Origin of the sequence: Arthrobacter sp. 9MFCol3.1, assembly GCF_000620385.1 — a bacterium.
In the GTDB taxonomy this organism is placed as follows: Bacteria; Actinomycetota; Actinomycetes; order Actinomycetales; family Micrococcaceae; genus Arthrobacter.
Genome location: NZ_JIBJ01000004.1, coordinates 473,430 through 498,640, shown reverse-complemented (window position 1 = coordinate 498,640; position 25,211 = coordinate 473,430). Strand labels below are relative to the sequence as shown.

General features: G+C 67.6%; 18 protein-coding genes. 5 read left to right on the top strand and 13 right to left on the bottom strand.

Annotation, left to right across the window (positions count from 1 at the left end; translation table 11 throughout):
* Positions 1–2: 2 nt before the first annotated feature.
* From C560_RS0105035 to C560_RS0104990, 10 genes are all read right to left on the bottom strand, one after another.
* The gene (locus C560_RS0105035; RefSeq protein ID WP_018773000.1) at positions 3–1,022 is read right to left on the bottom strand and encodes a gluconeogenesis factor YvcK family protein; all 1,020 of its coding nucleotides are present in this window, start codon (positions 1,020–1,022) and stop codon (positions 3–5) included.
* A complete protein-coding gene (gene rapZ, locus C560_RS0105030) occupies positions 1,022–1,945 on the bottom strand; it encodes an RNase adapter RapZ (protein WP_018773001.1) in 924 nt (307 codons plus the stop codon). The genes C560_RS0105035 and rapZ overlap by 1 nt, the downstream gene beginning before the upstream one ends.
* Before the next feature lie 121 nt (positions 1,946–2,066).
* Complete coding sequence (uvrC, locus tag C560_RS0105025; protein ID WP_026537366.1) at positions 2,067–4,076, bottom strand: excinuclease ABC subunit UvrC; 2,010 nt, start codon at positions 4,074–4,076, stop codon at positions 2,067–2,069.
* A gap of 97 nt (positions 4,077–4,173) precedes the next feature.
* The gene (locus C560_RS0105020; RefSeq protein ID WP_026266350.1) at positions 4,174–4,842 is read right to left on the bottom strand and encodes a lysophospholipid acyltransferase family protein; all 669 of its coding nucleotides are present in this window, start codon (positions 4,840–4,842) and stop codon (positions 4,174–4,176) included.
* Positions 4,829–5,593: an HAD hydrolase-like protein gene (locus C560_RS0105015; RefSeq protein WP_026537365.1), complete on the bottom strand. Its 765-nt coding sequence runs from the start codon at positions 5,591–5,593 to the stop codon at positions 4,829–4,831. Before C560_RS0105015 ends, C560_RS0105020 begins: the two co-directional genes overlap by 14 nt.
* A 163-nt stretch (positions 5,594–5,756) precedes the next feature.
* Complete coding sequence (uvrA, locus tag C560_RS0105010) at positions 5,757–8,705, bottom strand: excinuclease ABC subunit UvrA (RefSeq protein WP_026537364.1); 2,949 nt, start codon at positions 8,703–8,705, stop codon at positions 5,757–5,759.
* A 67-nt stretch (positions 8,706–8,772) separates the two neighbouring features.
* Positions 8,773–9,165 (bottom strand): GntR family transcriptional regulator, encoded by a 393-nt coding sequence (locus C560_RS0105005; RefSeq protein ID WP_018773006.1) that lies wholly within the window; start codon positions 9,163–9,165, stop codon positions 8,773–8,775.
* Positions 9,162–11,003, bottom strand: a complete 1,842-nt coding sequence (locus C560_RS0105000; RefSeq protein ID WP_331280258.1) for an ABC transporter ATP-binding protein — start codon at positions 11,001–11,003, stop codon at positions 9,162–9,164. The genes C560_RS0105005 and C560_RS0105000 overlap by 4 nt, the downstream gene beginning before the upstream one ends.
* Before the next feature lie 113 nt (positions 11,004–11,116).
* Positions 11,117–12,868 carry an ABC transporter ATP-binding protein gene (locus C560_RS0104995; RefSeq protein WP_197026114.1) on the bottom strand — a complete coding sequence of 584 codons (1,752 nt, stop codon included), beginning with the start codon at positions 12,866–12,868 and terminating at the stop codon, positions 11,117–11,119.
* A gap of 134 nt (positions 12,869–13,002) precedes the next feature.
* Positions 13,003–13,782, bottom strand: a complete 780-nt coding sequence (locus C560_RS0104990) for a trans-aconitate 2-methyltransferase (protein WP_026537361.1) — start codon at positions 13,780–13,782, stop codon at positions 13,003–13,005.
* Between the two features lie 156 nt (positions 13,783–13,938).
* On the opposite strand from C560_RS0104990, the gene C560_RS0104985 reads away from it, so the two are divergent.
* The 3 genes from C560_RS0104985 (at position 13,939) to C560_RS0104975 (ending at position 18,510) form a co-directional block, all read left to right on the top strand.
* Entirely contained in the window at positions 13,939–16,485 is a 2,547-nt protein-coding gene (locus C560_RS0104985) for a DEAD/DEAH box helicase (RefSeq protein WP_026537360.1), read from the top strand.
* Between the two features lie 89 nt (positions 16,486–16,574).
* On the top strand, positions 16,575–17,132 hold the full coding sequence (locus tag C560_RS21290) for a GNAT family N-acetyltransferase (protein ID WP_051533006.1): 558 nt from the start codon (positions 16,575–16,577) through the stop codon (positions 17,130–17,132).
* A 19-nt stretch (positions 17,133–17,151) separates the two neighbouring features.
* Positions 17,152–18,510 (top strand): alpha/beta fold hydrolase, encoded by a 1,359-nt coding sequence (locus C560_RS0104975; RefSeq protein ID WP_026537359.1) that lies wholly within the window; start codon positions 17,152–17,154, stop codon positions 18,508–18,510.
* A 149-nt stretch (positions 18,511–18,659) separates the two neighbouring features.
* On the opposite strand, the gene C560_RS0104970 is transcribed toward C560_RS0104975, so the two are convergent.
* The 3 genes from C560_RS0104970 to coaE form a co-directional block, all read right to left on the bottom strand.
* Positions 18,660–19,688 carry a TerC family protein gene (locus C560_RS0104970; RefSeq protein WP_026537358.1) on the bottom strand — a complete coding sequence of 343 codons (1,029 nt, stop codon included), beginning with the start codon at positions 19,686–19,688 and terminating at the stop codon, positions 18,660–18,662.
* Positions 19,689–19,851: 163 nt separating this feature from the next.
* Positions 19,852–21,933, bottom strand: coding sequence for an excinuclease ABC subunit UvrB (uvrB, locus tag C560_RS0104965; RefSeq protein ID WP_018773014.1), 2,082 nt, complete (start codon positions 21,931–21,933; stop codon positions 19,852–19,854).
* Positions 21,934–21,973: 40 nt separating this feature from the next.
* Complete coding sequence (gene coaE, locus C560_RS21285; protein ID WP_197026106.1) at positions 21,974–23,350, bottom strand: dephospho-CoA kinase; 1,377 nt, start codon at positions 23,348–23,350, stop codon at positions 21,974–21,976.
* 22 nt (positions 23,351–23,372) lie between these two features.
* On the opposite strand from coaE, the gene C560_RS0104955 reads away from it, so the two are divergent.
* Positions 23,373–24,074 (top strand): IMPACT family protein, encoded by a 702-nt coding sequence (locus tag C560_RS0104955; protein WP_026537357.1) that lies wholly within the window; start codon positions 23,373–23,375, stop codon positions 24,072–24,074.
* Entirely contained in the window at positions 24,058–24,657 is a 600-nt protein-coding gene (locus tag C560_RS0104950; RefSeq protein ID WP_026537356.1) for a GNAT family N-acetyltransferase, read from the top strand. Before C560_RS0104955 ends, C560_RS0104950 begins: the two co-directional genes overlap by 17 nt.
* Positions 24,658–25,211 lie beyond the last annotated feature (554 nt).

Sequence of the window (25,211 nt, the reverse complement as noted above, 5' to 3'; positions counted from 1 at the left end):
TCCTAACTATTCCCGAAAATATCGTGGTACGCCGTCGCCAGCCGCAACGGATCGTGGACCGGACGGCGACCAGACGCCCCCACTTTACCCAAGACCACCTCGGCACCGAGCATTCCTGCCGCCGCCTCGAAGTCGGGCAGGTTCTGCACCGACGCCGGGTCGGCCAGGATGACGTCGATCGTGAACTCCGGCGCGTACTCGCGCAGCACCCGGAGGTGGTCGGCGGCGGTCATGCCGGCGGTCTCCTTGGTATCTGTGGCCAGGTTCATGGTCAGGCACCGGCGGGCGGCCGTGTTGGCGAGGGCCTCGCGCATTTCGGGCAGCAACAGGTGCGGCAGGACGGACGTGTACCAGGAGCCCGGCCCGAGAATGACCCAGTCTGCCAGCTCGATCGCCGTCAGTGCCTCCGTGCAGGCCGGAGCGTTCTCAGGCAAGAGCCGGACGTGCTCCAGGGATCCTGCCACCGCGCACTTGGCCTGGCCGGTGAGGGTCTGCAGTGCCGTTGCGCCGTCCGGGGCGGTGACCCGGACCTGGCCCTCGATGGTCAGCGGGACGCTGGACATTGGCAGGACTTCGCCGCGGGCGCCGAGCAGGGCGCCGGCCCACTTCAGGCCCGCGACGGTGTCGCCCAGGAGCTCCCAGAGCGTGACGATCAGAAGGTTGCCCATCGCGTGTTCATCGAGGGAGCCGCCGCGTCCTTTGCCGGGCGCGAAGCGGTGCTGCATGACGTCGCGCCACGTGCGGCCCCAGTCGGTGTCATCGCACAGCGCGGACAGGGCCATCCGGAGATCGCCGGGCGGCAGGACGCCGTACTCTTCGCGGAGCCGGCCGGAGGAGCCGCCGTCGTCCGCGACCGTGACGATCGCGGTGAGCTCGGAGGTCAGCAGGCGCAGGGCCGACAGCGAGGCGGAGAGACCGTGGCCGCCGCCGAGCGCGACGACGGAGGGTCCTTTGTCCTGCTGGCTGGCGAAGGCCGCGCTGGCGGGCGGGACAAGGGGCAGCGGGCCGGTCAGCAGCGCCATTACTCGCGGCCCAGGTCCCGGTGCGTCGTGGTCACGGTGACGCGCGGATATTGCGCCAGCCTCCGTGAGAGTTCGACGGCGACCGCCACGGAACGGTGCTTGCCGCCGGTGCAGCCCACGGCGATGGTGGCGTAGTGCTTGTTCTCCCGCCGGTACCCGTCCAGGACCGGTTCGAGGGCCAGCACGTAGCGTTCCACGAAGTCGCTGACGCCTTGGGCCTCCAGCACGTAGTCGCTGACGTCCTTGTCCAGCCCGGTGTGTGGGCGCAACTGCGGCACCCAGTGCGGGTTGGGGATGAAGCGGGCATCGGCCACGAAGTTGGCATCGACCGGGAGTCCGTACTTGAAGCCGAAGCTCATGACGTTCAGCCGCAGCGCCACCGGCCCGGTCTCGCTGAAGAGTTCGGTGATGGCGGTGGCGAGGCCATGGACGTTGAGGGAGGACGTGTCCAGGACAATGTCGGCGGTGTCCTTCAATTCACGCACCAGCTCGCGTTCGGCGGCGATGCCGTCGAGGATCCGGCCGCCGCCCTGGAGCGGGTGGGGCCTGCGGCCCTGCTCGAAGCGGCGCACCAGGACGTCGTCGTTGGCGTCGAGGAACAGCACGCGGAAGCTCACGCCCGTGGCTTCCAGGGCGCGGAGCGCCGCGCGCATGTCGACGAACAGTTCCTTGCTCCGGACGTCCATCACGACGGCGAGCTTGGACATCGAGTGCGGTGTCCGGGACACCAGTTCGGCGAGCGTGCCGAGCATCTGCGGCGGCAGGTTTTCCACGACGTACCAGCCATGGTCCTCAAGGGCGTCCGAGGCGGTGCTGCGGCCGGCTCCCGACATTCCGGTCACCACGAGCAGTTCAGCCTCGACGGGTTTGACGGGTGTCATGCCGTCCGCATCCGTCTCGGATCCTGCCGTCGACTCTGCCATCAGTGAAGCCCCATCTCTGCCTGTGCGATTTGCTGTTCCGTCAGGTTTGCGCGCCGGCCGCGGTGATGCCGCGGCCGTGCCGTACCCAAGTCTTTACCCTAGCTAAGTTTGGCGGCGCTAGCTAAGTGTCGAGGATTTCGCCGGTGGTCATGTTGACGGCAGGAACCGTGGCGGCTTCCTCGAGGCCGCCGGCAGTGAAGTGCCGGACGATCGCGGCGGCCAGGGAGGGGCCGATCCCCTTGGCACCGACGAGTTCCTCCTGCGTCGCGGACTTGATTGCCTTGACGGAGCCGAACTCGGCCAGGAGGGCCTTGCGTTTGGACTCGCCCAGCCCGGGCACGCTGTCCAGCGCGGACACCGTCATGGCCTTGCCGCGCTTTTGCCGATGGAAGCTGATGGCGAAGCGGTGGGCCTCGTCGCGGATCCGCTGCAGCAGATACAGGCCGGCGGAGGCGCGCGGCAGGATCACCGGGAAGTCGCTGTCCGGCAGCCACACTTCCTCGAGCCGTTTAGCCAGGCCGACCACATAGACGTCCTCGATGCCCAGCTCGTCCAGCGCCCGCGCGGCGGCATTGACCTGCGGTTTGCCGCCGTCGACGACGACAAGGTTGGGCGGGTAGGCGAATTTGCTCCGCGGCGCCGGCGTCGTGGAGTCCGCGACCGCCGCGGCGGTTGCCGCGTCCAGGGCCGCCTGGTGCGCCGGTTTGGCCGCGGCCGCCGCGTGCTCGTTTTTCTCCTGGAGATAGTGCCGGAACCGGCGGGTCAGCACATCGTGCATGGCCGCCGTGTCGTCGGTGGCGGCGGCTCCGGTCACGGCGAACTTCCGGTAGTCGGACTTTTTCGGCAGGCCGTCCTCGACCACCACCATCGAGCCGACCACGTTGGTGCCCTGGACGTGCGAGATGTCGAAGCACTCGATCCGCAGCAGCGCCACGGGAAGCTCGAGCGCCTCCTGGATTTCCTGCAGGGCCTGGGAGCGCATGGTGAGGTCGCCGGCGCGCCGGGATTTATGGAGTTTGAGGGCGTGCTCGGCATTTTCACGGACCGTGGACAGGAGGGCGGCCTTGTCGCCGCGCTGGGGGACGCGGATGTCCACCCGGGCCCCGCGCAGGCCGCTAAGCCATTGTGCGAGCTCCGGGGCGTTGCTGGGTTCGGCGGGCACCAGCACTTCCCGGGGCAACCTGCCCTGCAGCCCGGCTTCCTCGCCGTAGACCTGCTGGAGCAGGTGTTCGACCAGTTCCGGGGTGGTGGAGTCCTCGACCTTTTCCACCACCCAGCCGCGCTGGCCGCGGATCCGTCCGCCGCGGACGTGGAAGACCTGGACGGCGGCCTCGAGTTCGTCTTCGTGCAGGGCGAAAACGTCGGCGTCCGTGCCCTCGGCCAGGACGACGGCGTTCCGTTCGAAGACCTTTTTCAGCGCCACGATGTCGTCCCGGAGCCGGGCCGCGCGCTCGTAGTCGAGCTCGGCGACCGCCGCGGCCATCTCCCGTTCCAGCCGGTTGACGAAGGGCTTGGCTTCGCCGCCCATGAACGTGCAGAAATCCTCGGCCAGGGCGCGGTGGTCCGCAGCGGAGATCCGGCCGACGCATGGCGCGGAGCATTTGTCGATGTAGCCGAGCAGGCAGGGCCGGCCGCTGGCTTCCGCGCGTTTGAGCACCCCGGGACTGCAGCTGCGCACCGGGAACACGCGCAGCAGGGTGTCCATGGTGTCCCGGATCGCGCCTGCGGTGTACGGGCCGAAGTACCGGGTCCCCTTCCGCCGGTCGCCGCGCAGCACCTGGACGCGCGGGTACTTCTCCCCCATCGTCACGGCGAGGTACGGGTAGCTTTTGTCGTCCCTGAACATCACGTTGAAGCGGGGCGTGAATTCCTTGATCCAGGTGTATTCCAGCTGCAGCGACTCGAGCTCGCTGCCCACCACGGTCCATTCGACGCTGCTGGCCGTGTGCACCATCGCGTAGGTTTTGGGCATGAGCCCGGCGGGGTTGGCGAAGTAGGTGTTCAGCCGGGCACGGAGGTTTTTGGCCTTGCCGACGTAGATGACCCGGCCGTGCGGATCGCGGAAGCGGTACACGCCCGGATTGGTCGGAATTTCACCCGTCTGGGGTCGGTAACTCGCTGGATCTGCCACAGATCAAGTCTACTGAGCCTCCGGCGGTGCCGTTGCACGTGCACCGCCGGAGGCCCGGCGGAGGCCTGGGGCAGGAAGCCGGGCAGGAAACCGCGGGCTATTCGGCCGACTTGCTCTGGTTGTAGCTGGTGGAGCGTTCCTGGCCGCTGAGGTCCGCGATGGCGTCCATGATGCGGTCCGTGACCTGGCGGCGGGCCGGCAGGGAATGGTCCGGTCCGGTCTTCTCGAAATACAGCGGCTCGCCCACCTTCATGGTGAAGTGCTGCGGTTTGACGGACTTGCTGTCCGCGGGCTGCAGGTGTTCGGTGCCGATCAGGCCCACCGGGATCACGGGCGCGCCCGTGGTGAGGGCCAGCCAGCCGACGCCGGTGCGGCCGCGGTACAGGATGCCGTCGCGGGAGCGGGTGCCTTCGGGATAGATGCCCACGCCCTTGCCGGAGTCGAGGATGTCCAGCAGCGTCTTCAGAGCCTGGACGCTCGCCGCCTGCTCGCCGCGTTCCACCGGAATGGAGCCCACGGCCTCGAAGAAGGACTTCATGGCTTTGCCCTTGATGCCGCCGGTGGTGAAATATTCAGCCTTCGCGAAGAATGCCACGGGCCGCGGCATGAGGGCCTGGACGATCACGCTGTCCAGGAAGGAGAGATGGTTCGGGGCCACGATGAACGGCCCGTCCTTGGGCACGTTTTCCAGGCCGATGACCGTGGGACGGCACGTGGTGGTTACCAGCCCCCGCGTGGTCCAGCGGATTGCGTCAAACATTGCCATCGGTGTGCACCTCGTTCAGGGCTGTGGTCCCCGGGCGTTCGGAGAGCCGGTTAATCGTCGCGTGTAGCGCCGCGGTGGTGTGCACGATCTCGACGGCACCGGCCGCGTGCAGTTCGCCGTCGGGCGCAAACCCCCAGCCTACGCCGATGCAGTCCAGTCCGTTCGCAGCGGCCCCGGCGACGTCCTGTGCCCGATCCCCCACCATCACGGCCCGGCCGACGGCCGAAGGGACAGCGACAGCCAGGTCCGAGAGCGCGGCAGCGACAATGCCGGCCTTGCCTTCTGGAACGGAGGCTTCTGGGACGGAGCCTTCGGGAACGGAGCCCGCGGCCTCGTCGGCGGCGGAGCCCCGGATGCTGTGGAAGAGCCCGGCGATGCCGTGGTGCGCCAGGACGGTGCGGGCCAGCCCTTCCGGCTTCTGGGTCGCGACGGCGATGGGCCGTCCTGCGGCGACAAAGTCCTCGAGGAGGCCGCGGATTCCCGGGTAGAGCCGGCTCTGCGCGATTCCCGTGGCAACGTAGTGCGCGCGGTAGATGCGGATGGCGTCTTCCAGCTGTGCGGCCGGAACGTCGGCGATTTCCGTCAGGGAATGGCTGAGCTTGGGCCCAATCATGGCGTCCATCCGGGACTTATCCGGAACCGGCAGGCCAAGTTCGGTGAGGGCCGCGGCGATTCCGTCCGTAATTCCCCCGGCGGGATCGACAAGAGTGCCGTCAAGGTCGAAGATCACGGGCACTGTTGTATGCGTCACCGGCTTAGTTTCTCACGAGTGTGCGGTTGCCAGAAATTCGCATGCTCCTTCGGGAATACATCACGTGGTACATCAGCGAATAGATCAGGCGGTGACATCCCTGCGGGGGACGCGTGCGGCGGAGGCATGCCTTGCCCGCCGCACGGTCCCCCGGCGTCCGGGGTCAGGCGAGGAGCTCGGCGAGGAACGCGGCGGTGTGGCTTTCGCTGGACTTGGCCACCTGCTCGGGGGTGCCGGACGCGACCACACGGCCGCCACCGGACCCGCCGTCGGGGCCAAGGTCCACGATCCAGTCGGCGCTCTTGATGACGTCGAGGTTGTGTTCGATCGTGATCACCGTGTTGCCCTTCTCCACGAGGCCCTGCAGCACCATGAGGAGCTTGCGGATGTCCTCGAAGTGCAGGCCGGTGGTGGGCTCGTCCAGGACGTAGACGCTGCGGCCGTTGGAGCGTTTCTGGAGCTCGGCTGCGAGCTTCACGCGCTGGGCCTCACCGCCGGAGAGCGTGGTGGCGGGCTGGCCCAGCCGGACGTAGCCAAGGCCGACGTCGACGAGCGTGTTGAGGTGCCGCGCGATCGGCGAGAAGGCCGCGAAGAACTCGGCCCCTTCCTCGATGGGCATGTTCAGCACATCAGCGATGGTCTTGCCCTTGTAGTGGACCTCCAGGGTTTCGCGATTGTACCGGGCGCCATGGCAGACCTCGCAGGGGACGTAGACGTCCGGCAGGAAGTTCATCTCGATCTTCAGGGTGCCGTCGCCGGAGCAGGCCTCGCAGCGGCCGCCCTTGACGTTGAAGGAGAACCGGCCCGGCAGGTAGCCGCGAACCTTGGCTTCGGTGGTCTCGGCGAACAGCTTCCGGATGTGGTCGAACACGCCGGTGTAGGTGGCCGGGTTCGAGCGCGGCGTGCGGCCGATGGGGCTCTGGTCGACGTGCACCACCTTGTCCAGGTGTTCGAGGCCCTGGACGGACTTGTGCCGGCCGGCCACCTGCTTGGCGCCGTTGAGCTTGTTGGCGAGCACTTTGTAGAGGATCTCGTTGACCAAGGTGGATTTGCCCGAGCCGCTGACGCCGGTGACGGCGGTGAAGAGGCCCAGCGGGAAACTGGCGTCGATGTTCAGGAGATTGTTCTCCTTCGCCCCGACCACCTTGAGCTCGCGCTTCTTGTCGTATTTGCGCCGCTTCTTCGGGATCTCAATTTTCCGCCGGCCCGAGAGGTAGTCGCCGGTGAGTGAGTCCGTGTTTTCCAGCAGTGCCTGGTAGGAACCGGAATGGACCACCATGCCGCCGTGCTCGCCGGCGCCCGGTCCGATGTCCACCACCCAGTCAGCCTCGTGGATGGTGTCCTCGTCATGCTCCACGACGATCAGGGTGTTGCCGAGGTCCCGGAGCCGGGTGAGTGTCTCGATCAGGCGGCGGTTGTCCCGCTGGTGCAGGCCGATCGAGGGTTCGTCCAGGACGTACAGCACGCCCACGAGACCGGAGCCGATCTGGGTGGCCAGCCGGATGCGCTGGGCTTCGCCGCCGGACAGGGTGCCGGAGGGCCGCTCCAGGTTCAGGTACTCGAGTCCGACGTCGAGGAGGAAGGTCAGCCGGGCCTGGATTTCCTTGAGGACCTGGTGGGCGATCTGGGCCTCACGGCCGGTAAGGACGAGGTTGTCGAGGAAGCCTGCGCATTCCCGCATGGGCAGCGCTGCGACCTCGGCGATCGACTTGCCGTTGATCAGCACCGAGAGCGACGCGGGGTTCAGCCGTGCCCCGTTGCAGGCCGGGCACGGGACCTGGCGCATGTATTCCTCGTAGCGGTCGCGCGCGTAGTCGGAATCGGTCTCGCCATGCTTGCGGTGGACGTACTGCACGACGCCCTCAAAGCCGGTGCTGTACTTGCGTTCCCGGCCGAAGCGGTTGCGGTATTGCACCACCACCTTGTGGTCCTTGCCGTGCAGGACGGTCTGCCGGACGTCATTGTCGAGCTTCTCCCACGCCGTCGTCATGGAGAAGCCGAGTTCCTCGGCGAGGCCGGCCAGCAGCCGGTTCCAGTACTCCGTGGTGGCGGTGCCCAGGGACCACGGCGCAATGGCCCCCTCGGAGAGCGAGAGCTCCGGGTTGGGGATGAGGAGTTCTTCATCGACCTCCAGCTTGGTGCCGATGCCGCTGCACGCGCTGCAGGCGCCGAACGGGTTGTTGAACGAGAAGGAGCGGGGCTCGATCTCGTCGATCGCCAGGGGGTGCTCGTTGGGGCAGGCGAGGTGTTCGGAGAACGCCCTGATCCGCTCGGGATCGTCCGCTTCGAGGTCGACGAATTCGGCCAGAATGCGGCCCTCCGCCAGTCCGAGGGCGGTTTCGACCGAGTCGGTCAGGCGCTGGCTGATGCCTTCCTTGACCACGAGGCGGTCCACCACCACTTCGATGGTGTGCTTGAACTGCTTGCCCAGCTTCGGCGGATCACTCAGGTGGACGAGCTCGCCGTCCACCCGGGCCCGCGAGTAGCCCTTGGCGGTGAGTTCCTTGAAAAGATCCACGAATTCGCCCTTGCGGCCGCGGACCACGGGTGCCAGCACCTGGAAGCGCGTGCCGTCCGGGAGTTCGAGCAGCTGGTCGACGATCTGCTGCGGGGTCTGCTTGGTCACAGGCTCCCCGCAGACGGGGCAGTGCGGCCGGCCCACACGGGCCCAGAGCAGGCGCATGTAGTCGTAAATCTCGGTGATGGTGCCCACGGTCGAGCGCGGGTTCTTGGACGTGGACTTCTGGTCGATGGACACCGCCGGCGAGAGGCCCTCGATGAAATCGACGTCGGGCTTGTCCACCTGGCCCAGGAACTGCCGGGCGTAGGCGGAGAGCGATTCGACGTAGCGGCGCTGGCCCTCGGCGAAGATGGTGTCGAAGGCGAGGGAGGACTTCCCGGAACCGGACAGGCCGGTGAACACGATCATGGCATCGCGCGGCAGGTCCAGGTCCACGTTGCGCAGGTTGTGCTCGCGGGCGCCCTTGACGACGAGTCGCGTCATGTCCGGACGTTTCAGGACGGGGCGGGACGGGACCGCATCCCGGACTGCCAGCGGCTCGACGGCGGAATGGACTTCAACGGCTGGATCTTCAGCTACAGCTTTAGGCACGAATCTAATGCTAATCGAAAACTTCTTCGAAAAACTATTCCGCGAGCCTAGGGCGGCACCGGATGTGCTACTGGCGGTCGTAGGCGGCGGCCAGCAATTGCACGGCCTCGGCAAAACTCGCACCCTGGGCCTTGGCGGCCGCGGCGAACTCCTCTGCGGCGGCGGACAGCGAACTCCAGGCCGCATCGCGGGCACACACAACGGTGCCGTTGCGGCCCTTGGTCACCACAACGCCGGCGGCCTCGAGTTCCTTGTAGGCCCGCGCCACGGTGTGCGGAGCCACGCCCAGCTCGCCGGCGAGGCTGCGCACGGCCGGAAGCCTGGTGCCCGGCGCGAGCGTGCCGTTGTCGGCGCGTTCAATGACGTAGAGCCGCAGCTGTTCGAAGAGCGGGACGGAGCTGGCCGGATTGGTCCGCCAGGATCCCGGGAAGCGCTCCCCCGCGGCGTCCGCGGGGCTCACTGTTCGGCCTTCCGGACGGCCGGGACCTGTTCGCGGCCGGCGAACTGGGCCTCGTACAAATCCTTGTAGAGGCCCCGCCGCGAAACCAGCTGCTGATGGGTGCCGTGTTCAACGATTCGTCCGTGGTCCATGACGAGAATTAGATCAGCGTCCCGGACCGTGGACAAACGGTGCGCGATCACGAAGCTCGTATGACCTTGCCGCAGCTGCTCCATGGCATGCCGGATCTGCACCTCCGTGCGGCTGTCGACGGAACTCGTCGCCTCGTCCAGCACCATGATGTTGCGCCCCGCGAGCTGCGCCCGTGCGATCGAGACGAGCTGGCGCTGGCCCCGGCTAAGGGAGTCGCCGTCGTTGCCGAGCATCGTGGCGTAGCCGGCCGGCAGGGACCGCACAAACTGGTCCACGTGGCTGGCGCGGGCCGCCGCGACGATGTCGGCGTCGGTGGCGCCGGGCCGGCCGTATTCGATGTTCTCCCGGATGCTGCCGGTAAACAGCCAGGCATCCTGCAGGACGATTCCGAAGGCGCGCCGCAGCTCGTCCCGCGGGATGGTGGCGATGTCCGTCGAGTCCACCAGGATCCGGCCGGAGTCGAGTTCGTAGAAGCGCATCAGGAGGTTGACGACGGTGGTCTTGCCGGCTCCGGTGTGTCCCACGATCGCCACCGTCTGTCCCGGGTCCACCGTGAAGGAGAGGTCCTTCACCACGGGGGTGCCGGGGCTGTAGCTGAAGCTGACGTGTTCGAACGTTACCCGGCCTGCCACCGCGCCCGGATCCAGTAAGTCGCCGGGCGTGGGCGGCGCAGGGGGTTTGCGTCCGTTGGAGGATTTGCGCGGGACATGGAACTTCCGCGCGGCCGTGCCGCCGCGCAGCTTGCCGGCGCCGTTTGCCGAAACGGCGGGCACAGCGCTGTCCGCAGGGATCTCCGGGGCGTCCAGCAGCTCGAACACGCGCTCGGCCGAGGCCAGGCAGGACTGCACGAGGGTCAGCATGCCGCCGATCTGGCTCACCGGCTGGCTGAAAAGGCGGGAGAACTGGACGAAGGCCTGGATGCCGCCGATCGTCAAGAGCCCTGCGGTGACCTGCAGCGCCCCCACAACAGCAATCGCGATGTAGTTGAGGTTGGCGACAAACACCAGCAGCGGCTGCACGATGCCGGAAAGGTACTGGGCGCGGGTGCTGGATCGCGTGAGCTTCTCGTTGCGCTCCCGGAAGCTCGCCGCCGACTCTTCCTGCCGGCCGAAAGCCTTCACCACTTCATGCCCGGTGAAGAATTCCTCGAGTTGGGCGTGCAGTGCCCCGGTGCTGCTCCACTGCTCCTTGAAGTGCGCCTGGGAGTGCCGGGCCACGAGGACCGTGATGACCGTGGACACCGGCACCGAGAGGACCGCGATCAGCGCCAGCAGCGGCGAGAGCCACAGCATCATGGCGAGTGCGGCCGAGAGCATCAGGACGGACATGATCAGCTGGTTGAGGAGCTGGTTGAGCGCCTGGGAGATATTGTCGACGTCGTTCGTGGCCCGGCTGAGCACGTCGCCGCGGCGCTGCTCCTCGAAATGGCTGGACGGCAGCACATGGAGTTTTTTTTCGACGGAGCCGCGGAGGCCGTAGCTGAGGCGCTGCACCGCGGTGGCGGTGAGGCTGCCCTGGATCCAGCTGAACAGCGACGCCCCGACGTACATGGCGGAAACCGCCAGCAGCCGCTCGGCCAGCTGTTGCTCGTCGAGGGAGCCGCCCAGGAAGCCATCGACGACGACGTCGGTGGCGTCGCCCAGGACCTTGGGCGCCGCCACGTTCAGTGTCACGAACGCACAGGTGGCGGCGATGACACCGGCCATCCGCCATTTCAGCGGCAGCAGCAGGCCAAGCAGCCGGGCGGCGGTGCGCCATTTGATGCGCTCCGGCACGCCGGGTCCGGCAACGGTCCCGGCGCGGTGTGCCCGCGCGCGGCTCACGGGGCTTCCTCCAGCACCAGCTGGGACGCGGCAATTTCCTGGTAGCTGGGCGAGGACTCCATGAGTTCGCTGTGTGTGCCCTGCGCGACGACCCGGCCGCCCTCCAGTACCAGGATCAGCCCGGCGTCCACGATTGTTGACACCCGCTCGGCCACGATCAGCACGGTCGCCGAGCGCAGCAGCGGCTCAATCGCTGCCCGGAGCCTGACGTCGGTGCCGTAGTCCAAAGCCGAGAAACTGTCATCGAACAGGTAGGCGGGGGCCCGCTTGAGCAGGGCCCGCGCGATGCACAGGCGCTGCCGTTCGCCGCCGGAGAAGTTGGTGCCACCCTGGCTTACGGGGGTTTCGAGCCCGAGCGGCAGGGCACGGACAAATTCGGCGGCCTGGGCAGCTTCGAGCGCCTGCCACAATTCGGGCTCGCTCGCGGCGGGCGCCCCGAGCCGGAGGTTCTCCGCGACCGTGTCCGCGAAAAGATAGGACTGCTGCGGGACTATAGCCATCAGGCCGCGCAGGACGTCCAGCGGCATCGCCCGCACGTTGTCCCCGCCGATGCTGATCTCCCCGGCCGTCGCGTCGAGGAACCGGGGCAGCAGGTTCAGGAGTGTCGTCTTGCCGCTGCCGGTCGCGCCGATGATCGCCGTCGTGGTCCCGGCCCTGGCGGTGAATGAGACGCCGTCCAGCACGGGCGCTTCGGCGCCGGGGTACGCGAAGGACACGTTCCGGAACTGGACAGCGCCAGAGCGGTCCGTCGCGGCAGTGGAGGCCCCACCGGCGGCAGTGGAGGCCCCGGCGGGAACGGCCGGATCCGCGATGGCCGGTTCCGTGTCCAGCACTGCGCGGATCCGTTCCGCGCACGCCGCTGCCCGGGGGGCGGTCATGAAGACGTACATCGCCATCATGATGGCAATCAGGATCTGCAGGATGTAGGCGATGAACGCCGTCAGCGCCCCCAGCCGCATTTCGCCGGCGTCGATCCGATGCCCGCCGAACCACACCACGAACACGGAGGAGATGTTGACCACGAACATGATCATCGGCATCATCGCCGCCACCAGGAGGGCGGACTGCAGATTGTTCCGGGTGAGGTCCTTGTTGGCTTCATCGAAGCGGCGGACCTCGTGGTCCTGCCGGACAAAGCCGCGGATAACATTCGCGCCGATGATCTGCTCCCGCAGCACCCGGCCGATCCGGTCCAGGAGGCCCTGGCCCTGGCGGTACAGGGGAATCAGGCGGCGGACGATCACCGTCATGATCACCGTCAGGACCGGGATCACCACGACCACGATCCAGGACAGCACCACGTCCTGGTGCACGGCCAGCACGATGCCGCCGATGAAGATCGCCGGTGCGGCAATCAGCATGATGAACACCAGGACGGCAAGGTTTTGGATCTGGGCGACGTCGTTGGTGGCCCGGGTCACGAGGCTGGGCGCCCCGAAAGCGCTGACCTCCTGGGAGGAGAAGGACTGCACCTTCGCGAACAGCTCCCCGCGCAGCTGGCCGCCAATCTCCATGGCGACCACGGCGCCCAGATATCCCGCCGCGACGGCCGTGATTACCTGGACGGCAGCGATTCCGGCCATCCAGGCCCCGAGGTGGAGGATCTCCCCGGTGTCCCCGCCGATGATGCCGTCGTCGATGATCGCGGCATTCAGGGTGGGCAGGAGCAGGTTGGCGGTGGCTTGAACGAGCTGCAGCACAGCGATGGCCAGCACGGTCCCCTTATGCGCGGACAACAGCCGCGACATCAGGCCTATAAGCACTGAACCTCCATTACTAGCCCAGGGCCCGGAATGGTGATCAGCCTAACGGCCGCCCCACACCGCCACGTCATTGTAAGCCCCATTCCGGAGTGCTTCGTGTCATCCGGCAGACACGCCGCCTACCCGCTTTTCTGCGCCACCGCGAACGTGCGGCGGAACGGGAAGACCGTCCCGTGCCGGCCTGCCGGATATGCGTCGTCCAGCCGTGCCGAATACTCGGATTCGAACTCCCTGGCCTCCTCCTCCGGGAGGGCCGCGAGGACCGGCCTGAGTCCGGTGCCGCGGACCCACTCCAACACCGGGTGGGCGCCCGGGAGCAGCTGCTGGTAGGTGGTCTCCCAGGCGTCGGCGGCACAACCGGCGTCGAGCATGATTTCCAGGTATTCCGCCGCTTCCCCCACCACGTCGTCGTGGCGCAGCACCCCGGCGAGCCGCCCCGCCCAGGCCGGAGATTCGGCCAGCTCCCGCATCAGGGTGTGCGACGGGGCATTGAAGTTCCCCGGCACTTGCAGCGCGAACCATGCGCCCGGCTTGAGGGCATCGAGCCATCCAGGCAGCAGCTTTCGGTGGCCGGGCACCCACTGCAAGGCCGCGTTGGTGACCACCACGTCCGTGTCGCCGGACGGCAGCCAGTGCTCAATGTCGGCCAGCTCGTAGGAGAGATTGGCCGCCGCGGCTGCGTGGTCCTTGGAAATGGCCAGCATTTCCGGCGACGAATCCAGACCGACCACCTGCGCGCCCGGCCAGCGGTCCGCGAGCGTCGCGGTCAGGTTTCCGGGTCCGCAGCCGAGGTCCACCACGTGCCGCGGTGCTTCGGCATGGATCCGCCCCGTCAGATCGAAAAATGGCCTGTCCCGGTAGTCCCCGAACTGCACATATTTCTCCGGATCCCACTTCATGGCTGCCTCCAGTTCCCGGCACGTTGTCCTAACCGAAGCCTAGTCCCGGCCCGTGGGACAGCCAAGGAAACGCGCCTGCGCTGCGTGCGGCGCACGGCCGGCGCCTGCCCTGCGTGCGGTGCCGCGGCTACCACGCGGGCACTAAGCTGGACAGCAATGAAACTCGTTGATCAGCTCCCCGCCCCGGCCGCCCGTATCCCCGGCAGGACGGGCCTGGACCCGGACGAGCTCTACACCCGGTTTGTCGAGTGGACCGAGACCCGCGGACTGGCCCTGTACACCGCCCAGGACGAGGCCATCATGGAGCTGGCCGCCGGCTCCAACGTCATCCTGGCCACCCCGACCGGGTCCGGGAAATCACTCGTCGCCATCGCCGCGCACTTCCAGGCCATGGCCCGCGGGCAGCGGAGCTACTACACCGCCCCGATCAAGGCCCTCGTCTCGGAAAAGTTCTTTGCCCTCTGTGAGATCTTCGGCGCCGACAACGTCGGCATGATCACCGGCGACTCCGGCGTGAACCAGGACGCCCCGATCATCTGCTGCACGGCCGAAATCCTGGCCAACATCGCACTGCGTGAAGGTTCGGCGGCGCAGCTAGGCGCCGTGATCATGGACGAGTTCCACTTCTACTCGGACCCGCAGCGCGGCTGGGCGTGGCAGGTTCCGCTGCTTGAACTGCCCCAGGCGCAGTTCCTGCTGATGTCGGCGACACTCGGCGACGTCAGCCGGTTCGAGGACGGCCTCAGCGAACTGACCGGCCGCACGACGACGACCGTCAGTTCCGCGGAACGCCCCATTCCGCTGCACTACTACTACGAACAGACCCCGGTCCACGAGACCCTCGAGGAGCTGCTCGCGACCAAGCAGGTCCCGGTGTATGTGGTCCACTTCAGCCAGGTCGAGGCGATCGACCGGGCCCAGAACCTGATGAGCATCAACGTCTGCACCCGCGAGGAAAAAGACAAGATCGCCGAGCTCATTGCCGGGTTCCGTTTCGCCGCAGGCTTCGGCAAGACCCTCAACCGGCTGGTCCGGCACGGGATCGGCGTCCACCACGCCGGCATGCTGCCGAAGTACCGCCGGCTGGTCGAACAGCTGGCCCAGGCCGGCCTGCTGAAAGTCATCTGCGGCACGGATACGCTCGGGGTAGGCATCAACGTGCCCATCCGCACCGTGCTGCTCACCGCCCTGAGCAAGTACGACGGCGTCCGCACCCGGCTGCTGAACTCCCGCGAGTTCCACCAGATCGCAGGGCGCGCCGGCCGCGCCGGCTATGACACCGCCGGGACCGTGGTGGTCCAGGCCCCGGAGCACGTGACGGAAAACGTGAAGGCGATGGCCAAGGCCACGGCCAAGTTCGGCGACGACCAGAAGAAGCTGCGCCAGGTGGTGAAGAAGAAGCCCCCGGAAGGCTTCGTGTCCTGGGGTGAACCGACGTACAAGCGGCTGGTCGAGTCCGTTCCCGATCCGCTGACGTCGAGTTTCACCGTGACGCACGCGATGCTGATGAACCTGATGGAACGCCCCGGCGACCCGTTCCAGGCCGCCCGCCGCCTGCTCACCGAAAACCACGAGACCCGTCCGGCCCAGCTGCGGCTCATGAAGAAGGCCCTGGGAATTTACCGCGAGCTGCTCGCTGCCGGCGTCGTGGAGCGGATCCCGGCCGCGGAGCAGGGCGCTGACGGCCGCACGGTCCGGCTCACGGTCCACCTGCAGGCAAACTTTGCCCTCAACCAGCCGCTGTCCCCGTTCGCGCTGGCCGCGCTGGAGCTGCTGGACCCGGAGTCGCCGTCGTACGCCCTGGACGTGGTGTCGGTGATCGAGGCCACCCTGGAGAAACCGCGCCAGATCCTCTCGGCACAGCAGAAGAAGGCACGCGGCGAGGCCATCGCGGCGATGAAGGCCGACGGCATCGAGTATGACCAGCGGATGGCAATGCTCGAAGAGGTCACCTACCCGCAGCCGCTCGCCGAGATCCTCGGCGAGGCCTTCGATGTCTACCGCAAGGCCGCGCCCTGGGTCGGCGACTTCGAGCTCGCGCCCAAGTCCGTGGTCCGGGACATGTACGAACGCGCCATGAACTTCGGCGAGTTCGTCCAGTTCTACGGCCTCGCCCGCTCCGAAGGGATCGTGCTGCGCTACCTCGCCGACGGTTTCAAGGCGCTCCGCCAGACCGTCCCGCAGGATGCCCTCCGTGAGGACCTCGAGGACCTCATCGCCTGGCTGGGAGAACTGGTCCGGCAGGTGGACTCCAGCCTGCTGGACGAATGGGAAGAGCTCACATCCGGCGCCGCGCCCACACCGCACGACGCTCCCCCGCCCCCGCCGCCCTCGCTGACCTCCAACATCCGGGCCTTCCGGGTGATGGTGCGCAACGAGATGTTCCGCCGCGTGGAACTGTTCGCCGATGAGGCCGCCACGGCCCTGGGCGAGCTCGACGCCGGCTCCGGCTGGGACGCGGAGCGCTGGGAAGATGCCCTCGATGACTACTTTGATGAGCACAACGACATCGGCACCGGCCCGGATGCCCGCGGCCCCGGGCTACTGATCATCACCGAGGAGCCCGGGGTGTGGAAGGTGCGGCAGATCTTCGATGACCCCGCCGGCAACCACGACTGGGGCATTTCCGCCGAAGTGGATCTGGCGGCCTCGGACGAGTCCGGGACCGCCGTCGTCCGCGTCACCGACGTCAACCGGCTCTAAGCGGGACGGCACGGGGCGGGCGCAGGGCTGAAAGCACGGCGGGCTTGAGCGCAGGGCCGGGGCCTTCGCGCCGCGGGTAAACTCGAACAATGAGTGTAATCCGGCCTGCCACAGCGCATGACGTCCCTGCCATCCTGCAGATGATCCACGACCTCGCCCTCTACGAGAAGGAACCGGACGCCGTCCGGAACACCCCCGAGATGCTCACCGAGGTCCTTTTCGGCGACAATCCCAAGGTCTTCGCCACGATGGCGGAGAACGCGGCGGGCGAGGTCCGCGGCTTTGCCCTCTGGTTCCTGAACTACTCCACGTGGGAGGGCGTGCACGGGATCTACCTGGAAGATCTCTACGTCAGGCCGGAGGCCCGCGGCGAGGGCCACGGCAAGGCACTCCTGCAGCACCTGGCGGCGACCGCCGTCGAGCGCGGCTACGCGCGCGTCGAATGGAGTGTCCTGGACTGGAACGAGCCCTCCATCAACTTCTACAGGAAGCTCGGCGCCTTGCCGATGGAGGAATGGTCCACCTTCCGCCTCACCGGAGCGGCACTGGCGGCTTTCGGCGGCCGCGCAGTTGCCGGTGCCGGCTCCCCGGCCGGCTCAAGCTCCGGTTCCCGCTCCGGTTCTCGCGAGGCGGCAACCCGTGGCTGATCTCCCAATGACTGGACTCATGGGAGCCTCCCTCCTGGAGACTGCATCCAGCGACGGGCGCAAAGTTCCGCACAGCGTCCGGGCACGCCACACCTACCGGGGCATGCGGACCGCGGAACACTACTTCCAGGTCCCCCTGGACCACTTCAGCGAGTCGGGGCGCCGCGGCGAAACCATCACCGTGTTCGCCCGCGAGTACGTGTCCACCGAACACAGCGAGGAAGCGGCCGCCGGGCTGCCCTGGCTGCTGTTCCTGCAGGGCGGTCCTGGTGGCCGCGGAAACCGGTTCCCGTCGCTGGGCGGCTGGAGCAAGGCCGCCGCGAAGGACTTCCGGATCCTCATGCTGGACCAGCGCGGCACCGGACTGTCCTCGCCCGTGGACCGCAACACGCTGCCGCTGCGCGGGACCGCCGCGGAGCAGGCCGACTACCTGAAGCACTTCCGCGCCGACTCGATCGTCGCCGACGCCGAGGCCATCAGGACCGCCCTGGACTCCGCCCCCTGGACCATCTACGGCCAGAGCTACGGCGGATTCTGCGCGCTCAGCTACCTCTCCTTCGCCCCCGAGGGGCTGCGCGAGGCACTCGTGACAGGCGGGCTGGCCCCGCTGGGCGGCTCCGCGGACCGTGTGTACCGGGCCACGTTCCAGCGGGTCGCGGCACGGAACGCCGAATACTTTGACTGGTACCCCGAGGACCGGGCCGCCATCACCCGGATCGCCAGGCACCTGCGGGAAACAGAGGAGGTCCTGGCCGACGGCGGCCGGCTCACGGTGGAACGGTTCCAGATGGTGGGCTCGTTCCTGGGCGGAAATACCCGGGTGGACGCGCTGCACCACCTGCTCGAGGACGCCTTCGTGGCCACACCCGGCGGCGACCGCCTCTCGGACGCCTTCCTGGAACAGGTCCGCGGCCTCGTGTCCCGGGCCGCGAACCCGCTGTATGCGTTGATGCACGAGTCCATCTACGCCCAGAACGGTGCCACCAACTGGGCCGCCTGGCGCGTGCTGGAGGAATTCCCCGAGTTCCGCCCCGACGCCGGCGAGCCGCTTCTGACCGGGGAAATGGTGTACCCGTGGTACTTCGAGCAGGACCCGGCGCTGCGCCCGCTGCAGGAGGTGGCCCGGCTCCTGGCCGAAAAGGACGACTGGGCGCCGCTCTACGATCCGGAGCGGCTGGCACTGAACACCGTGCCCGTCGCCGCGGCCGTCTACACCGACGACATCTACGTGGACCGGGAGCTGTCCCTGGAGACGGCGGCCGCGGTCCGGGGCCTGCAGGTCTGGGAGTCCGGCGAGTTCCACCACGACGGCATCGCGGACGACGGCGAGGCGATCTTCGGGCGCCTGCTGGGGATGGCCCGTTCCGCCCGCCGCTGACCCGGCCACCGGCCAGTCACGGTCCCGGCCCAATGGCGCCCGGCTCAACAGTTAGCCGAAACAGGTACGGCGCTGACCCCGCGAGGGGCCAGCGCCGTACTGCTGTGCGCTGCTAGGCATGCGCTGCCGGGTACCCCGGCGGTGCGGAACTAGTCGACGTCGCTCAGGCTCTTGCGTGAGTCCTCTTCCAGCCGGGCGTCCAGCTTCGACTTGGACGCCTTGGAGCTCACCAGGCTGGCGATCACCGCGATGACGATGGTGCCGATGATCACCCCGAGCGAGACGTAGGTGGGGATCTCGGGGGCCCATTCGATGTGCTGGCCGCCGTTGATGAACGGCAGCTCGTTGACGTGCATGGCGTGCAGGACCAGCTTGACACCGATGAACGCCAGGATCACGGACAGGGCGTGCTTGAGGTAGATGAGCCGGTTCATGAGGCCGCCGAGCAGGAAGTACAGCTGGCGCAGGCCCATGAGGGCGAAGATGTTGGCGGTGAAGACGATGAAGGCGCTCTGGGTGAGGCCGAAGATGGCCGGGATGGAGTCGACCGCGAAGAGCAGGTCCGTCATGCCGATGGTGACGAAGACGATCAGCATCGGGGTGAAAACCTTTTTGCCGTCGACGACGGTGCGGAGCTTGCCGCCGTCGAACTGCTCGGACATCGGCAGGACCCGGCGGATCCGGGCGATCAGCGGGTTTTCCTTGTCCTCCTCGTCCTCGCCCTCGTCCTGGGCCTGCTTCCAGGCGGTCCAGAGCAGGAAGGCGCCGAAGATGTAGAAGACCCAGCTGAACTGCTCGATCACAATCGCGCCGAGCATGATGAATATGCCGCGGAGGATCAGGGCGATGATGATGCCCACCATGAGCACTTCCTGCTGGTACTTTCTCGGTACCGAGAAGCGGGCCATGATGATGATGAAGACGAACAGGTTGTCGATGCTCAGGCTGTATTCGGTCACCCAGCCGGCGATGAACTGGCCGCCGAATTCCGGGCCGGTGAAGGCGAACATGGCGCCGGCGAAGACCAGGGCCAGGGCCACGTAGAACGCGACCCACAGTCCGGCTTCTTTCATGGAGGGCTCATGCGGGCGTTTGAGGACCATCAGCAGGTCGATGGCCAGAATGACGCCGAGGACGACAAACGAGCCGATCTCGAACCACAGGGGAAGCTCGGGCACGGGGGAAATACCTTTCGTAGGGTACAGCTCAGCGGTGTAAGTCTCTCCGACCGCCGGCGCATGACGCTGCCTGGCTGCCCGCTACGCCCGGCACGGCATCGTAGCCGTGCGTGTTGACGATCGTAGCGTTTCGGATACTCCCCTACGTTTGACCGAGTTTACCCTAGGCGTGCCCCGCGGATTGCATTTGCCGCAGTTCCTTCTTCAATTCGCCCACCTCATCGCGCAGCCGGGCGGCCAGTTCGAACTGCAGCTCCCCGGCTGCGGCGTGCATCTGTTCGGTCAGCTGTTCGATCAGGCCGACGAGGTCCTCTGCCGGCGCGGCGGCGAGACCGTCCGCACGGATGAGCGAGGTGCCCTTGCCCTTGCCGCGGTTCTTCCCGGCCGCGGCCAGCAGCTCGCGGGTGTCTGCGTCTTCCTTGGCCAGCTGGTCGGTGATGTCCGCGATCTTTTTCCGGAGCGGCTGGGGATCGATTCCGTTCTCCGTGTTGTAGGCCACCTGGATAGCGCGGCGGCGGTTCGTCTCGTCGATGGCGTGGGCCATCGAGTCGGTGATCCGGTCCGCGTACATGTGCACCTGGCCGGAGACGTTTCGGGCGGCGCGCCCGATGGTCTGGATCAGGGAAGTCGAGGAGCGCAGGAAGCCTTCCTTGTCCGCGTCCAGGATGCTGACCAGCGACACCTCCGGGAGGTCCAGGCCTTCACGGAGCAGGTTGATGCCGACGAGGACGTCGAAGACACCCATCCGCAGTTCGCGCAGGAGTTCCACGCGGCGCAGCGTGTCGACGTCGGAGTGCAGGTATTCCACCTTCACGCCATGGCCCAGCAGGTAGTCCGTCAGGTCCTCGGCCATCCGCTTGGTCAAGGTGGTGACCAGGACCCGCTCGTTCTTCGCGGTGCGGGTCCGGATTTCGCCCAGCAGGTCATCGATCTGCCCCTTCGTGGGCTTGACGACGACTTCGGGGTCGATCAGGCCGGTGGGGCGGATGATCTGCTGGACGAAGCCGTCGGACTTGCCGAGCTCGTACTTGCCCGGTGTGGCGGAGAGGTAGACGGTCTGGCCCACGCGGTCCTGGAACTCGTCCCATTTGAGCGGGCGGTTGTCCATCGCCGAGGGCAGCCTGAAGCCGTGGTCCACGAGGTTCCGCTTGCGGGACATGTCGCCCTCATACATGGCGCCGATCTGCGGCACGGTGACGTGGGATTCATCGATCACCAGGAGGAAGTCGTCCGGGAAGTAGTCGATCAGGCAGTGCGGCGCGGTCCCGCGGGCACGGCCGTCGATGTGCGAGGAATAGTTTTCGATGCCGTTGCAGAACCCCATCTGCTGCATCATTTCCAGGTCATAGGTGGTGCGCATCCGGAGCCGTTGGGCCTCGACCAGCTTGTTCTGGCTTTCCAGCACGGTGAGGCGCTCGGCCAGTTCGTCTTCGATCCGCTTGATCGCCCGGCCCATCCGTTCCGGACCGGCGACGTAGTGCGAGGCGGGGAAGACGTACATTTCGTTCTCGTCCCGGAGCACTTCGCCGGTCAACGGGTGGAGGGTCTGGATATTTTCGATCTCGTCACCGAAAAACTCGATCCGGATCGCCAGTTCCTCGTACATCGGAATGATTTCCACGGTGTCCCCGCGCACCCGGAACGTGCCGCGGTGGAAGTCCATGTCGTTGCGGGTGTACTGCATGGAGACGAACTTCCGGAGCAGGTCGTCGCGGTTCATTTCCGCCCCCTTGCGGAGCGTCACCATGCCGGCGATGTATTCTTCCGGGGTGCCGAGGCCGTAGATGCAGGAGACGGTGGCGACCACGATCACGTCGCGGCGGGTCAGCAGCGCGTTGGTGGCGGAGTGGCGGAGCCGTTCGACTTCCTCGTTGACGGAGGAGTCCTTCTCGATGAAGGTGTCCGTCTGGGCGACGTAGGCTTCCGGCTGGTAGTAGTCGTAGTAGGACACGAAGTATTCCACCGCGTTGTTCGGCAGCAGTTCGCGGAATTCGTTGGCCAGCTGCGCGGCGAGGGTCTTGTTCTGCACCATCACCAGGGTGGGACGCTGGACCTGCTCGATCAGCCAGGCCGTGGTCGCGCTCTTACCGGTACCGGTGGCGCCGAGCAGCACGACGTCTTTCTCGCCGTTCTTGATGCGCTCGGTCAGCTCTGCGATGGCGGCCGGCTGGTCACCCGCCGGCTGGAACTCACTGATGACCTCGAAGGGCGCCACGACGCGGTTGATTTCCTGGGCAAGACTCATGTACCTAATCTACCGCCGGGCTGTGACAGGATGGCCTGATTCAGCTTTGGGCAGTACCGGGGCCGACCCTGGCGCCGGCGCTTTGTCCCGGCGCAGGGCCGGTGGCAGGTGCCGTGGAAGAGCTGGCGGCAGGGGCCGTTGCGGCGGCGCCGCCAAAGGTGCCTGTACCGGCGTCGTCCGTTCCGCCGTCGTCTGCTCCGGCGCTGTCCGGGTACGACGGCGGCTGCCATCCCGTGCGCTGCACCCACGCTTCCATCCGGGGCGCGGCGTAGTCGGTGAACCAGCCCTCCTTGTCGGCCGCGTAGCCGGCGGTGGACTTGTCGACGTCGTGCAGCCCCGCGACCCGCTGCTTTTCGGCGACGTAGTCCGCCCGGGCCTCGGGATCGGCGCGCAGCCAGTCGCGGAAGCACAGCGCGTAGCGCCAGCCTGGCGAGCCGGCCGCGCGGAGGTGCAGATTCACCGGCCGGCCGGGGTCGGCGTTGCCGTGCAGCCGCTTGCCCCAGTCCGCAGGGTCCGGGTGCGAGGGCTTGGGGTTGTCGGCGATGATGCCGGGCCAGCGCGGGAATCCTGCGGCGGCCAACAGCGGCGCGATCCGGTCCGCGGCGTCGAGGTCCCGGACGCTGAGCTGGAGGTCGATCACATCTTTGGCGTCGAGGCCAGGGACGGCCGTGGACCCGATGTGGTCCACGGCCAGGACATCCCGTGGAACCGCTGCCCGCAGCCGGGAGATCAACCGGGAGGCCTGCGCGGCCCACGCGGGATCGGCCGGGGCGAGGACCGGCCCCGCCGTCCGTGGGGCAATCCTCTGCTCCTTGAGGTTCAGTGCGAACGGCGTCAGCCGCTCCTCCCACAGCGCGTTGACCGCGTGCCGGAGGCCCTCAAGGGTGCCTGAGTTATCCAGCACGACGTCCGCAGCGGCCAGCCGGTCCTCGCGGCCCGCCTGGGCTGCCATCCGGGCGCGCGCCTCGTCGGCGGTCATGTTGCGGTGTTCGGCCATGCGGTGGACCCGGACGTCGTCGGGGGCATCCACAACGACCACCAGATGGAAGTTCTTCCCTTGTCCGGTTTCGACCAGGAGCGGGATGTCCTGGACCACGACGGCGCCGGCCGGGGCGGCGGCGACCATCGCCGCGGCGCGCTCCCGCACCAACGGGTGGATGATCCCGTTGAGCGCGGCCAGGCGCTCCGGATCACCGAAGACCAGGGCACCGAGCCGTGCCCGGTCCAGCCGGCCGTCCGGGGTCAGGACGGCAGCACCGAAGGCCTCCACCACACTGGCCAGCCCGGGCGTACCCGGCTCCACAACCTCCCGGGCCAGCGCGTCGGCGTCGACAAGCACTGCTCCGAGGTCGCGCAGGCGCGCGGCAACTATGGACTTTCCCGAGGCGATTCCGCCGGTCAACCCGATCTTCAACACCTCACCAGACTAAACTGAACCGGTGGCAGATGCGGCGGAATTACCCGAGAGCAGGACGGCCGCTTACACCACCCTCGCCGCGGGGCCCGGGTTTCGCAACGAAATCGAGGTCAAGCGGTCCCGTTTCATCACCGTGCTGGCCCGCACGGCGGACGAGGACGCCGCCCGGGCCGTCCTGGGCCGGTTACGCCGGGAATTCCATGACGCACGGCATCACTGCTTCGCCTTCGTGCTCGGTCCCGACCGGGACGTCCAGCGGTCCAACGACGACGGCGAGCCGTCCGGCACCGCGGGCGTCCCCATGCTTGAGGCGCTGCTGAAGCGGGAGACCGCACCCGGCGTCACCGACCTCAGCGACGTCGCCGTCGTCGTCGTGCGCTATTTCGGAGGCATTCTCCTGGGTGCCGGCGGCCTGGTCCGGGCCTATTCCGAATCGGTGTCCGGCGCGCTGGAGCTCGCTCCCCTTGTGCGGCGCCGCCGGCTGCGCATTTGCTCGGTGCCGGCGCAGCACGCCGTGGCCGGCCGGCTCGAGAACGATCTGCGCGCCGCGGGGTATGTCATGGCCGAAACCCGTTACGAGGCGCAGACTACTGTCCTGAGGCTGGCCCTGCCGGATGATCCGGAAGAACTGGCCCGGGCCGCGGACCGTGTGGCCGCCATGTCGGCCGGCAGCGCGTCGCTGCTGCCCGGAGAAACGGAGTGGATCGATGTCCCCATCAGCTGAGCCTGTGCCCGCGGTCGAGCTGCTTGACGTCAGCGAGGAGCTACTCGAACAACTCCTGGAACTTGCGCTGCGGGACGCCGACGCCGACGAGGTCACCCCGCCGCTGGGCACGACCGCCGGCTGGAACACCGACCGGATCAGCTGGTTCCGCGAATTCCACCGCGCCGCCGCAGCCGGCCTGGACGGTCCAGCGGGGCAAAAGACGTGGGCCATCCGCTGCGACGGGCAGCTGGCAGGGTCCATCCGGCTCAAGCGGATGGACGCGGAGCCGGCAGAAGCGGGTGACGGCGCGGCTGGTGGTGCCGGGGCCGGTGGTGGTGGTGCCGGGGCCGGTGGTGGTGGGGCGCTGGAAACCGGGATCTGGCTCGCCCGGAGCTTCCGCGGCCGGGGTGTGGGCCGCGAGGCACTGCGCCTCGTCAAGGCTCGCGCCGCGTCGGCCGGGGCAGCCGTCCTGGTGGCCGAGACAACGGCCGGCAACGTCGGAGCCCTCGCGTTGCTGAAGTACGCGGGCGCCGAACTGGTGACCGGTGCTCCCTCGGAGACGGAGACGGTACCGGTCATAGGGAAGATCCCGCTGCGCTGAGGGCATAGCATCCGGGCCGAGTCCTGCTATGCCCATCCCACGTTCCCAACATTGGACATGCCCTCCGTCGGCAGCGCCTGGCTGCCTAAAGGAGCCTACATTCCAGGGGCGACCCCGTGCTTGTCCTGACAAGCAGGAAACGCGTGGCAGCTGCAGCCCAGTGCCTAGTGCCTAGTGCGAGGAATGGGCATGTCCGGTAGTCCGGGCGCCTTCGGGGCATGTCCGGCGCCACGGCCTGGCGTGTGCCTCCCAGCACTGGACATGTCCCGCGCCCAGGGCCAGGACTGGGCACAATCCACAAATGTCCACGGGCCGGCTCGAAAAATGGGCATGTCCCCGGAGGGAGGGCTTCAAAAATGGGCATGTCCGGTGGCCCGGGCGCCCGCGGGGCATGTCCGGCGCCAGGGCCTGACGCCTGCCTCCCAGCACTGGACATGTCCCGCGCCCAGGGTCAGGACTGGGCACAATCCACAAATGCCCACGGGCCAGCCCTAAGAATGGGCATGTCCCCCGGGGAAGGGTTCCAAAAATGGGCATGTCCCCGGAGGGAGGGC

Coding starts and splice junctions, on each gene's coding strand:
- C560_RS0104950 (WP_026537356.1), top strand. CDS start 24,058: ATGTCCCCATCAGCTGAGCCTGTGCCCGCGGTCGAGCTGCTTGACGTC.
- C560_RS21290 (WP_051533006.1), top strand. CDS start 16,575: ATGAGTGTAATCCGGCCTGCCACAGCGCATGACGTCCCTGCCATCCTG.
- rapZ (WP_018773001.1), bottom strand. CDS start 1,945: ATGGCAGAGTCGACGGCAGGATCCGAGACGGATGCGGACGGCATGACA.
- C560_RS0105035 (WP_018773000.1), bottom strand. CDS start 1,022: ATGGCGCTGCTGACCGGCCCGCTGCCCCTTGTCCCGCCCGCCAGCGCG.
- C560_RS0104985 (WP_026537360.1), top strand. CDS start 13,939: ATGAAACTCGTTGATCAGCTCCCCGCCCCGGCCGCCCGTATCCCCGGC.
- C560_RS0104995 (WP_197026114.1), bottom strand. CDS start 12,868: ATGTCGCGGCTGTTGTCCGCGCATAAGGGGACCGTGCTGGCCATCGCT.
- C560_RS0104975 (WP_026537359.1), top strand. CDS start 17,152: ATGGGAGCCTCCCTCCTGGAGACTGCATCCAGCGACGGGCGCAAAGTT.
- C560_RS0105020 (WP_026266350.1), bottom strand. CDS start 4,842: ATGGCAATGTTTGACGCAATCCGCTGGACCACGCGGGGGCTGGTAACC.
- C560_RS0104990 (WP_026537361.1), bottom strand. CDS start 13,782: ATGAAGTGGGATCCGGAGAAATATGTGCAGTTCGGGGACTACCGGGAC.
- C560_RS0105000 (WP_331280258.1), bottom strand. CDS start 11,003: ATGGCCGGTGTCATCGCCGCCACCTGTGCGTTCGTGACACTGAACGTG.
- uvrB (WP_018773014.1), bottom strand. CDS start 21,933: ATGAGTCTTGCCCAGGAAATCAACCGCGTCGTGGCGCCCTTCGAGGTC.